Origin of the sequence: Microcoleus sp. T3_D1, assembly GCF_036700405.1 — a bacterium.
Lineage (GTDB): Bacteria > Cyanobacteriota > Cyanobacteriia > Cyanobacteriales > Microcoleaceae > Microcoleus.
Genome location: NZ_JAUBOV010000029.1, coordinates 69,340 through 81,241 on the forward strand (window position 1 = coordinate 69,340; position 11,902 = coordinate 81,241).

Genomic DNA, 11,902 nt, shown 5'->3' on the forward strand with positions numbered 1-11,902 from the left:
AGAGGTACTGGAGGTAGCCCCCCGAAAATTGTCCACTATTCAAGCCGAACTTCTCTTTATTGAGGGCGGTACTTACATTTTTCACTATCAATCGGGGGACAGTTCCAAGTACAAATGCCTGTCTCCAGCAACTCTGCGAGCCGCTTTTGCCAATACACCCATTGATTCGGGTTGGATAAACCCTGAATCGGGGATAGTACGTTGGGGAACTGGCAGCGCCGGGGAATGGACAATCAAATTCGTGCTACCTCAGAAACACGAAATAAATTTGTTGGAATCAAAGCACTTGGTTTCTTTACCAGCATTGGTGTTCTTGGGGTTGAAATCTGATTACTGGGTTTGGGCAATTAAAGGCTCTAAATTTGACCCGGAAGCAGATGCTTTTCACGTTCCGCTGCCCAACGTCTATTTGCATTCCTATCAACCCTGTGGACGCATCTGCTGGGGAGATAATAAACCGCCTGTAGCTTCGCCCAATACTATTAAAAAAGCTTGGGAATTGTTCATCTCTAGTCCCTTCAACGGACATTTGAGTGACGGCAAATCTAGGGCGCAACCCAGTGACGTGCGCTTGCAGCTCGAAAAAGCAGGTAAACGTTCATCTTACCCAGTTAAAGATTTAGTCAGCACGAACCAAACGATTGCCAAATTAGTTTCAGCAATAACTGATGATTAAACTACCTAAACTGAATCACTACAACTTAGAATTTGTCGAGTATAAGATTGTCAAACTCGGAGACAATCTGCCGTTTCACTCTAGCAGTATGTTCGAGTATTTGATTGGCAGTAATGGCATCTTTGTTAGAGCGGTTAGACTGGGGTTAGAAGTGATAATTCCGGTGGAGATTTTTACCGCGTCAATCAGAGGGTTAGAACCGATTGAGCCTTTAGTCCGATTAACTCCCGGACGAATCCCTCAGCAGATACTCATCCAAATGTGGAAAGAAAGTTGTATCGCCGCGCTTGCAGAACCACCGTTAGAAATCACTTTCCATATTCATCAGGAACAAGGACAATGGCGGCTCGTAATTCCAGAGCAAACGCAAAGTTCTGCTAAATGTAGAGCAATTGAATACGGTTTAGATTCTTCGTACATTAACGCCACTGTAGAGGTACATTCGCACAATCGGATGGCAGCTTTCTTCTCAGGTGCAGATGATGCAGATGAAGGTGGCTTCCGCATTTTCGTAGTTTTAGGGAGAGTGACTGAATCGAGCGCTGAAATTATTTGCCGCGTGGGAGTTTATCGGCAATTCTGGCACGTTCCGGCTGACTGGATATTTGAATTGCCGAGTTTCATTGCAGATGTCACCGTTGGCGGGAAAAAAGACGATTTGATTTCTAAATTCTACTCTAGTTCTGTTGCGCCATCTTTGTTAGATGACCCAATCGAATTGTAAACAAGATTTGGAGATTTACCCCATGTTTAATTATGATTATTTGGAAGCTTCGCCTCTGATTGTCAGACAAGCTGATTCGATAGATTTTTGGCTTATTGGGGCGGGAGGAACTGGTTCCTGGCTGTCGTATCACATTGCGCGACTGGCACGGAGTTTGGGTAAGTCGGGGAAAAAGGTGCAATTTGCGATCGCAGATCCCGATCGAGTTGAAGAAGCCAACATCAGCAGGCAAGCTTTCTGCGATAAGGAAATCGGACTGCCCAAGGCGCAGGCTCTAGCGTTGAGATACTCTATCGCTTGGGGAGTTGACACGACGGCTTTCGTGCAGGTATTTGACCCCAAGCTAATCCGCTACGCCTACGACAAACTGACCATCCTGGTGGGGTGCGTGGATACAGCAGCCGGGAGAGCGGCAATTAATCAGGCTCTGGAGTTAAACCAATTTTACAGCCGTTCTGAAATTCCCCGCGTGTGGTATCTCGATTGCGGAAATCATGCAGCAGCGGGACAAATTTTGCTGGGCAGTTCTTTGGAAACTGACCCGGACTTCTATAATTTTGGGGGGTTGGGATGTGCTAGGCTGCCATCTCCGGTGCTCCTGGCTCCTGACCTTTTGAAACCGAAACCTGAAGAGTTGACAAATAATCTATCTTGTGCTGAGATGGCAGTGCTGAATGTGCAGAGCGAGAGCGTGAATGTTCGAGTGGCGGCTGAGGCGGCGGATTATTTGTACCGGATGGCTGCGGGCAATCTCAAGCGGTTTGCGACCTATTTTGATTTGGAGAGTGGGACGGCGCGATCGCTCTACATTACCCAGCAATCGGTGTGTGCGGCGTTGAAATCTAACGCTTGAGTCTAACATCCGTCACTCGCCCAACCAATGTCCCGATAGAAAATCTTCCATCAAGACTCATTTAAGTCATGGTTTAATCCTTCCCCTCTCCTAGCCTCTGGCTGGCAGCGATCACTTCCCTCAGCATCGTCTCCCGGGTTATCGGTTCCTCAACTTCATCTCTAAAAAGGGCCTGTGCTGCACGTTCTTTTCTGGTCAGCCGTTCGTATTCGTCGCTCTCAATAGTTTTGTCGCATAGCAGAATCAGATACTCTACATCCCGCGTTTGCCCCCTCCTATGAATTCGATCCAAACTCTGCAAATAGTGAGCTGCCTGGTTAGACATAGACTCATAAATAGCCAAACGCCCTCTGTGTAGTGTTAGCCCTGCCCCTGCCGCAGCAGGGTTGGCGACAAACAACATCGTTTCGTCATCTTCTTGAAACTTACGCACTGCCTCCCTGCGCTCTGCAACATCACTAATTGTCCCGTCGTACCGCACTGGATTGAAGTGACTGTACCTTTTAACAATGGCGTTAAGGGATGCGGTGTAGAAAGACCATAAGACAACCTTTTCGCACTTCTGGGTAATCGCCTCCTCAAGTATGCTGTCAAGCGCTATAAGCTTGGCAGGTATCTCTATGTACCCCTCGACAACAGATATGGGATTTGAACATATCTGTATGAGCGCGCTACGGCGCGCCAAAAAAGAAGTCAGTTGTCGCTGGAATGTCTCATTGTCAGTAGAACGCAGGTCAATAATTAGGTTTCTTAAAGCGGCTGCGTACACCCTTTCCTGTTCAGGTTGTAAGGGGACAAAAACACGATGAAAACTTTTAACAGGGAGGTCTGGAAGCACATCAGTTTTAAGGTGACGAATGAAAAGACCTCGATGTTCGATAGCTTGTTGAACAACCAAAAGAGCTTGTACACGGTCATCTGGGATGTTTACCCCATCAAATGTCAAGCCAAAGTCCACGATGTTGAACTGTTGGATGAGGTCTTGGGGTGCATTGGGGGCAGGGGTGCCACAAAGTACGAACGCAGGACCGCACCATTCACGGAGTCGGCGTAGGGCTTGAGTCCTCTTAGCCTCCAGATTCTTGATGTAGAAGGACTCGTCTACAACCAAAACAGCACGATCCTGGTAGGAACGGAGTAAAGCCCGTAACTCATCCTCCATAGAGGCTGCTGTCTCGAAGTTTGTAACAAGTACGTCAGCCCCTGATCCTATAGCAATGCGCTTTTGTTTCCGGGAGCCACTCACAACCTCAACTTTGTAGAGGTCTCCCTTGAACCGCTTAAAGTCACGCGGCCATTCAGCCACCATGCTCTTTGGTGCCACAATGAGCGCGAAGTCCACCTGATCTCTAGCTACGAGTACGTCGAAGGCAAAAATCAGGGTAACAGTCTTGCCAGCCCCCTGCTCGTCGAACACACACAACCCGTAACCTTCTGGCTGGGTCATGGCAGCGACGTTCACCAACTGATGGTCATCGAGGACATCCAGCCCATCAACTTCGGTGAGGTAGGTTTTGGCTACAGACTGCCCCCCAGTAAGGATTGTGTTAACCTCCTTATAAAGTTGTTGATGCCTTTGTCTCACCCGTAACCTGTTTTCCGCAAATAGCTTTGCCTCTGCACTCCACCGAAGGTCAGCAGCCACTTCAGCGTCTAGAAGTGCGCTAACGTCCTCAGCCGCTATCCATAGCCCGTCAGCCGAGCGGTGTACCTTGACTCCAGGGAGAGCATTCCTAAGTAAACCGCTTAACGTATGGTAGTCTGTAACCTGACGTGGGGTAATGACTAGGCGCTCCAACAGGTCTGATATCCGCACATCCGCTGTAATGGTTTCTATCGTTCGTCCTCTCATCACTCAATGCCTCTCTCCCGTAGAATTTCTTTGACCATCGGTTCCACCAACTTCAAGGCTTTTAATAAACCCTCAAGGTTTTCCGGTTTGATCTGATCACGAAATGCTCTAGGGGGTAATTCTTCAAGCCATTTGACAAAGGACTCAATTCTTGAATCAGCACCCACTGCCCGCCTTTGAGCACCCTGAAGATTGGCAGTAGTGATTGCATCTTGAATATAATCCTGAGCAAGATCTAGATCGCTTTCATTTCGCGCTCGCGCCAACAATTCACGAGATTCTGGGTTATTGAGCGTCTGCTTTAGAGCGCGAACCTGTAGCACGTTCGTAAATTTGTCATCTAATAACAAGTCGAAGACAGTGTGCTTTAATCCATCGTCTTGGTTAAGCGTAAACGCAATCCCACCATGCTTTGTCTCCCCGCTAGTTAGTTCATTAAAATACTGGAAGTACCTATCGGCTCGGTGCTTAACTTCATAAGGGTCCCGCTTTTTCTGGTTAATGTGATACTCTTCAAAGTCAACGACCCACTCTATCATTTTCAAATATCTGTTGACTGTAGTAGTGTCAGGACCAAGAGCAAACTTTTGGGAAAGTTGGCGCTTCATCTCAGCCAGCCGTTGGCGACCAGCCGCTCTCGTCTCTAGTGTTAGCATCGCCTGCCATTCTTCATACACTTTCCTCGCCTTGATGTAATCAGGCCAGTCCAGCTTGCAGTCTGATTCAAAGTTGAGCGAAACGACTACTGCGTTCCGGTCATCATCTGTGGCGTGTTCGGTGAGTTGCCAAACTTGGATGTACTCTACCCGTCGCTTCTGTTCCGAGTCGAACTCGTTGCTGTTCAGAATGTAGTAGCAGGCTGCAACCCTACGGTTTCCGTCCAACAAAGTGCCGTTTATATCTAAAATAGGCGGCTTGCGAACCCCATTGATAGCTATACTCCTTGCAAGTTCGACAATTTCAAATTGATCGCTCTTTTCATCATCGGCAATACCAGGAAGTTCCATCTTACTCAGCATGATGTCCAGGAGTTCTTCTGGGTTTGGGTCACGACTGTTTTTCTGACGGAACTGCCCTAAGTGGATATCAAGTCGGTCGTTCTCGTTCCAAAGCTTAATGTCAGTAGTCTTGACAAAACCTGAACACATTGGCACTGACCTGGCTTGGAAACAAGGTGTCGGGCGTACTGGCGCAGGTTCGATACCGTTGGAGGCAACAAGTTCGAGTCTCTTAGTTTGGGTGGTTGGCTCAGTAGTATCTAGCATTACTTGTTCGCGGATCTGAATAATCTGTTCAACGATTTGATTAATGTCACCTGACAAGGACTTGCTGGCAGCTTCGTCTCCCCTCTGGCTGGCACTACGCTTTAAGACAGTGATAACTTTCGTTAAAAGCTGAAATGCCTCGTTTGGTGGGAGAGGATTGTCCTTACCCTGTTGCAAAATCTCTTCTACTTCTTCGGCTACGTCTGCCGAGATGCGGCTGGCTTCTTCAATGACCGCCTCTATCAACTGTCGGACATCTTGGCTAATGTCTGTTTTTAGTACCATTTTTTGTCATCTCTCTTGTAGGGCTAAACCAACTTTTGCTCGTATTCGCTCTGTTCTTCATAATCACGCTTCAAATGGTCAACATCGCGCACCTGGGCAGCTAATCCCTCCTCACGAACAATTCTGTCCAATCGGTCAAATCCTCTTTTTTTTGACTGTCGGACTACATCTAAGGTCAGCCCAAGTGCTTCAGCAATCTCAGCGTTCGATATATCCATGCAATCTGCTGCGAGTGCATCAAGTATGCAGCTCATCACATTCTGGACATTGTGTTGACCCAACCTTGGTAGCAGAGAGCGGACTATAGCAATAACTTGCGATCGCTTCTCCTCCCAGTCCAACTCTTGAGTACAACTGTCAAGCTCGTCTTCAATTTTGGTTGACGGGTCTGGGATTTGTTCTAACTCATCAGAAGTAAGGGTTTTACGGTTTTGCTGCTGTGTGCGGTAATAGTCGCAAGCTTTGTGGTCAGAGGTCTTCCACAAGTAGGCAACCAGGTTTGAAACCTTTTTGCCCTTGCGGATTGCTTCATAGAGGATGTCAACAGCTTCAGCTATGATAAGTTCCACCTCGTCGCGTGAGAGCGATCGCCATTTTGAGGCGATTCGGTTAGTAAGACCATCGAGGACGAAACTCCGGTGCAGAGCTTCAAGCATTCTTCCAAGATGTCCCGCAGCCGCAGCTTTCTTCGCTGAGGCGAGCAACTCCTTCTGTTGCTCGTTTGTAATGTGTTCTGACCGCCCATTTGAATCTGGCTCCCAGCTATCTTGCATCATGGACTTCCTACTTATTAGTCATGGCTGTGACAGATGAACGTGGTGAACGAAGTTAGAGAGAGATACTTCCCTCTATTTAGATGTCTGAGCCGTGACACGCCTGCTTCCATCACCGCACTAGCAACAGACCAGCCTGCTAAAACCGAATAAAAAACGCGCCTGGTTGAGTCGTTATTGCTTTACAGACAAAAGTAGGATTTACCCTTTACAAAATAATTTAATATTGAAGGTTTAGCTAAAATGCTTATTAGCCTAAAAGGACGGCTACCGCCGCCCGTCAAATAAACTAGACCCTATCGATATATGTAGGGTCAGCCTGAATTCGCTCGTCGAAGTCCATATTCTCCCATTCTTCAATAACCCTCCCCGGTCTGTCCATCAAATCCGCAGGAGCACTGCTGGGACGCACGAATGGGTATTTATCCTCATCTTCAGGAGCGATCGCCAATTCCACCAGCTCAGTATCTTCATCTTCAAACAGAGCCGGATTAACAATTGTATCAACCTTTAGTTCCATTTCAATCACCTCAAAAACACTTCCAACGGTCAACACTTGACCGAGTTTCAACCTGTTAAGGCTTAGATAGACTTTTCTTACCTGCCTTACCAACTGTTTCAACAATTCCTATTATAACACCTCGATTCTAGGGAGAAATCAACTCATGGTCGCCACAGTTGTTACCGAACAAGGACTCAAGATTCCCGTTTTTGATGCCGCTTACACTGATGCCAAAGGTCGAAATGTAGGAAAATTCTTCAACAACCCAGAAATCCTGCGGCACTCGATTTTGCAAGCAATATTTGAACCAGAGGAACTGAAGACATTAATGATTGTCAAACTTGACAAATCCAATCCAGATCCTAGCCAATTACGCGCCAGCATCCATGACCCAGAAGACGGCATCAAGCGACGCATGATATTTCAATCTGGAAACAGCTATTATTTTGGTGACGAAACCCTAGCCAAAAAGATAGGAGACTTATTCGTAACCGAAAAAGACACCGCCTGTCGCTACGGTTCCCTTCTAGTCAGCACTTGTATGTCCGGCGTATCAGAATGCGACAACCTGCGAGTAAAAATTGTTGATTTTACCGACCCGCAATATGCTAAATATCGAACCGGAGACTGTCACGGTGCCATCAGTTCCGAATTACTCAAAAGCATCGGCGGCGAGAAAAACCGAGCCAGTCAATTTCGTTTCGCTTGGCTGAGCAGTTGGAATACAGAAAATACAGAATCCACACCCCAAGTCAGTTTTCTAGCTAAAGGAACCCTCCGTCCCGATGACAATTTACTCGACTCATTAGCCGACTCTGAAGGGAACAAACCTCAACTTATTTTAGACCGTTCCAGCATCAAAGGCATCAATAAAAAACAACTCAAAGAACTCATTCCTTGTGGCGATTACGAATTACCTAAAGCCATCCTGGGAAACCGCAAAAACAGTCAAATTGGCATTACTCAAACAAGCTGGCAGTCTACTGGAGTTTGGTTCGACGAAGAAGTCCAAAGGCAAGACTTAGTACCAACAACTAAAGCCGAAGCCCAAAGACTGGCAGCACTGCAACGCGACCCCATGAAATTGCGCCAAGCGATGATTGAAGATTATGACAAGCGTGAAGCATTTTTAGCCCGTTTGAACGAAAGAAAACTTAAAGAACAGCAGGAAAAATTATCAACTACAAGTGACGACGAAATTAACGGTGACAGCGAGGAAGGTACCGAGGATAAAAAGCGGGAAAGACAGGACATCCAGATGCTCAAAGCCGATAAATTCGGACTGATGATAGGCAGTCCAGAATTCACCAATATGGCAGAAAGGTGGCTGGCATCCAAATGGCGAAATCTGGCAACCAGGGGAGCTTTATCAATGACTTCTGCAATGGCTCTACCCTGCGAAGATTTACCCAAAGGCACGGTTTGCGCTAACCATTTAGAAGAAGGAGAATGCGTTCAAGGTCGATTCCCAATTCTCAACAAAGATGGTCTGAGGATATATCAAAATGTACACGCAAAAAACCTGGAAAATATTCCAGAAGAAACCCGTGCTGTCATGTCGAAAATCAAAGGGGTAATTTGGTTCAAGCCCAAAGACTTAGAAAAGTTCCATCAAGGAGACTTTGACGGTGACGAACCGTTTGGCATCGAATCTCGAAAAATCCCTCAAATTGCCCAACAAATCTTACCAGCACAAGACGGGTTATTTGACTTCGGGGAAGTGGTACAAGCGGAGAAAATTCCCTATACGAAAGTTCGGTATCGAGAAGACGATTCTGAAGTCAGACAAGGTAAAGTTAAAGCAGGTCAGCGCAAATTTACCACCCTAGAACAAATTGGAGTTGCCAGCTCTCAAAATGAAGTCGGAATCGTCGCTTTAGCCATTGGTAAAGTAGCAGCAGCACTCCCCAACCCCGGCGAAGATGAAAAGCTATTTCTCAAGCAGCAAAAGCGATTTATCGCCGCTCTCAGCATCATGGAACAGTACGAAGTTGACTACCAGAAAAACTCGCTGCGGGGTAAAGATGCCAAAGAAGTGAAAGAGAAAACAGGTTTAAATCCCGACACTTTACTAGAAAAAGTAGATGAATGGTGCGAGAAACACAAAAGCTGCACTTACTTTTTCCAGTACAAAGGAGACGACCGACTGTACAAACAATTTCCCATGCCCGCCGATTTTCCCAATGCTGTTTACGTCCTAGCCAAAGAAGCCGTTAACCCTTATTGGGAACAAACGCGACTCATCCACCGCAACCGAGATGAATTTCAGCACATTCTTCCCCCTATTCCGGCTCATTTAATCGTGTCAAAAGACAATCGCCAGCAACTGAATGCAGCAGGCATTGAGTATGAAAAAGAAGGGAAGGAATTGCACGTTTCCTATGACTACAAAAATGCCTTAGTAGAGAGAGGAATCGAGTACCGACACAGCAAAGAAAATGACCTGCCTTGGGAAGAAAACGAATTGCAATGGGCGAAAGACCTGGTGCAGCGCTTTCAAGAGGACAAAAGTATTATCTACGATCGCACTGGCAGCGATATCAAAGCTCGAAAAGAGGAAATGGGCAAACTTTATGACAGTTATCGAGCCGAGATTGACGAAATTTGGGATACTCCTGAAAGAAAAACCAGGGCTGCTCATGCGTTATTCCAAGCTACCCACACTTCCGATAATTTGAGCAAACACCGGACAATTTGCCAAAAGATAGCAGAGGATTTGGAAATTACCTTTTCCCTCCAAGAAGACTACGAATTGCTCCACGAAGCCTTACCGCGAGATGCCTACGTCCTGCAAGTTCCTTTCCAGAAAGTGAAAACTAAAGACGGCAGAACCATTGACCTTCCTAACCAATGGAAAGACGCACTCGATAGCAAAGGGATTGAATATGAAGCTACTGCTCATCCCGAATTGCCGCTAGTTGAATTCGCCTTCAAAAACTTACCTCAAAGCATGGTGGCGAAATTAGATGCCAAATATGGAGATAATTCCAACGACCATATCGACACCGACTCTTTGAAAGTAACCAACTACTCCGGTAATGAAACCAGACTCCTCATCGTCCCTCCCGTCGATTGTCGGTGGATTGAGTCTCAAGATAAAGCAGGTAGAGGCGCACTTGTGTACAAATTATTCATGGATGAAATCTCCGATGCTTTGTCAAATTATCGGGTAAATCAAATAGAAGTAGTCAATGTCAAACATCCCGATAACGATTACTCAGAGGAAGATTTCTCCAAGTCAAAATGGAAGGATCGGAAAGTAACTCTGCAAGTGGGAACGATAGACTTACCTCCCACTCACGAGAAATATTACCGATTTCAAGGCACTCCCATTATCCAGTTGGACGGGAAAAACTTGGGCACATTTTCCCCTGAAAGTCCTAAATTTCCCCCTGGAACCACTTTTGAGGCGACGCTTTCCCCCGACAAAGGCGGCAGGTCAATTATGCTGAAAGTCGATCGCGAATCGATTCGGTTGCCTGAAATTCAATTGCCATCGATCGATTCACCTGAAGTATCTCAGACTTCTGATTTGGCGAAGCCTGCGGGAAACGCGATTCGCTCAGCGATCCGCCCAAACGGAATCGCTCAAAACAGTAGCACGTACCAACCGCCAAAATTCCAACAAGAATCTGCTTCAAACCCAGAAACGGCAGTTAATAACGGAAAGGGCGACACCACTAACGCTAAAGCTGACAACTGGCGGCTTTCTCTGCAAGACACGCTCTTTAGCGTCGTGTCGGAAACCTACAAACAACGGCGATCGCACCTTCCTTCCGATAGCACTCAGCACTTTAAGTTTGGCGACAACCAATGGACAGCTTACGTACAGCCTAACGGGGATTGCTTTGTCAGAAACGAGTCCAAGCGCACCGTGTTTAAAGCTAACGTTCACACCGGGGACGTTCAAATTCCCATGACAGAGCAAGCAGCGGCTCGTTTCCAAGAGATGATTGTAGAACGGGAAAAAGCTTTGTCCCAGTCCCGAACTACTTTCGCGCCTGCGCCTGAATCGAAACCGAGGGAGTTGGAAATGGTTTAGTTGAGTCGAGGGGGTTGGGGAACTGGGGGCGATCGCGCAAGGCCCAATGGAAAATTTTCCATTGAGTCTTGTCACCCGTTTGTCACACATTTGCCTACACACTCCGGCCAACCGACTGCTTGTACCGATGCGAAGCCGAAAAAAGTGGGTTAAAAAAGTAGGTAATTTTGTGCATTTTTTACCTGTTTTTTCCTAGTATTTCCTATTTATTCCTGTTGTTTCCTATTTATTGCTACTTTCGAGCAGATTTGGTAAACCTTATTGCGAATAATTCTTATTGGTATAATAATTCTATGCACATCCAGCACTACTTTAAATTGTACTGACCTAAAAGGCGCTTTTTATTATGACTCAATGATTCCTCAACTAAGAAGCCATTACTCAGTTTCTCAATCACTCTAGTTTGCTGTTCCTTGCTGCATCTCATGTAAGACATTTGGGTATTTATGATTTACTTTATAAATCAGCTCTAATATCTTTTTCAACTCCTGGCACTCATTCGCTAGCGGGATGTCTAACTCGGTGGCTATTGCTAGAGCTTGAACACAACACTCATACGCCAGTTTAGTATCACCCAATATTTGATAGAGAGCGGCTAAGTTCTTGAGGATTAAAGCCTCACTGGAACGAGAACCAATTTTTTTATAAATCGCTAAGGCTGCCTGCCAATATTCTAAAGCTTCTGAATTTCGGTTAAGCTTGGCTAGTGTAGTTCCTAAATTCCCCAAAGCATCTCCCTCACCCAGACAATCTTCTATTTCTTGCATAATGGCTAAATATTTCTTCTGGCACTCAATTGCTTTCTCATAATCTTCTAATCCAGCGTAAGAAGTTCCCAGACTTCCCAGTGCATCAGGGTAATCGCATCTAATTTGGTATAAATTGTACTTGACAAATTACAGAAAAAAAACTATATAGGCCAGGAGTTCT

Annotated in this window: 9 protein-coding genes; 4 read left to right on the forward strand and 5 right to left on the reverse strand. The window is 46.2% G+C overall.

Annotated elements, in window-relative coordinates; genetic code table 11:
• Positions 1-28: 28 nt before the first annotated feature.
• Genes QT992_RS15245 through QT992_RS15255 form a run of 3 tightly spaced genes read left to right on the forward strand, consistent with a single transcriptional unit; the run spans position 29 to position 2,253 of the window.
• The gene (locus QT992_RS15245) at positions 29-676 is read left to right on the forward strand and encodes a hypothetical protein (RefSeq protein WP_333377261.1); all 648 of its coding nucleotides are present in this window, start codon (positions 29-31) and stop codon (positions 674-676) included.
• Positions 669-1,400 (forward strand): hypothetical protein, encoded by a 732-nt coding sequence (locus QT992_RS15250; RefSeq protein WP_333377264.1) that lies wholly within the window; start codon positions 669-671, stop codon positions 1,398-1,400. Before QT992_RS15245 ends, QT992_RS15250 begins: the two co-directional genes overlap by 8 nt.
• A 22-nt stretch (positions 1,401-1,422) precedes the next feature.
• Positions 1,423-2,253, forward strand: a complete 831-nt coding sequence (locus QT992_RS15255; RefSeq protein ID WP_333377266.1) for a ThiF family adenylyltransferase — start codon at positions 1,423-1,425, stop codon at positions 2,251-2,253.
• Positions 2,254-2,326: 73 nt separating this feature from the next.
• Here QT992_RS15255 and QT992_RS15260 read toward each other — a convergent pair whose 3' ends face one another.
• The 4 genes from QT992_RS15260 to QT992_RS15275 all read right to left on the reverse strand — a co-directional run bounded on the left by QT992_RS15260 (position 2,327) and on the right by QT992_RS15275 (position 6,948).
• On the reverse strand, positions 2,327-4,105 hold the full coding sequence (locus QT992_RS15260; RefSeq protein ID WP_333377274.1) for a DEAD/DEAH box helicase: 1,779 nt from the start codon (positions 4,103-4,105) through the stop codon (positions 2,327-2,329).
• Positions 4,105-5,655 carry a hypothetical protein gene (locus tag QT992_RS15265; RefSeq protein ID WP_333377268.1) on the reverse strand — a complete coding sequence of 517 codons (1,551 nt, stop codon included), beginning with the start codon at positions 5,653-5,655 and terminating at the stop codon, positions 4,105-4,107. Before QT992_RS15265 ends, QT992_RS15260 begins: the two co-directional genes overlap by 1 nt.
• 23 nt (positions 5,656-5,678) lie before the next feature.
• A complete protein-coding gene (locus tag QT992_RS15270; protein WP_333377270.1) occupies positions 5,679-6,431 on the reverse strand; it encodes a sigma-70 family RNA polymerase sigma factor in 753 nt (250 codons plus the stop codon).
• 286 nt (positions 6,432-6,717) lie between these two features.
• Positions 6,718-6,948 carry a hypothetical protein gene (locus QT992_RS15275; RefSeq protein ID WP_333132173.1) on the reverse strand — a complete coding sequence of 77 codons (231 nt, stop codon included), beginning with the start codon at positions 6,946-6,948 and terminating at the stop codon, positions 6,718-6,720.
• Positions 6,949-7,093: 145 nt separating this feature from the next.
• Between QT992_RS15275 and QT992_RS15280 the strand changes: the two genes are divergently transcribed.
• On the forward strand, positions 7,094-10,972 hold the full coding sequence (locus tag QT992_RS15280) for a hypothetical protein (RefSeq protein ID WP_333377272.1): 3,879 nt from the start codon (positions 7,094-7,096) through the stop codon (positions 10,970-10,972).
• Between the two features lie 398 nt (positions 10,973-11,370).
• Here the strand turns inward: QT992_RS15280 and QT992_RS15285 are convergent, their stop codons facing one another.
• Entirely contained in the window at positions 11,371-11,844 is a 474-nt protein-coding gene (locus QT992_RS15285; RefSeq protein WP_333377276.1) for a tetratricopeptide repeat protein, read from the reverse strand.
• Between the last annotated feature and the right edge of the window lie 58 nt (positions 11,845-11,902).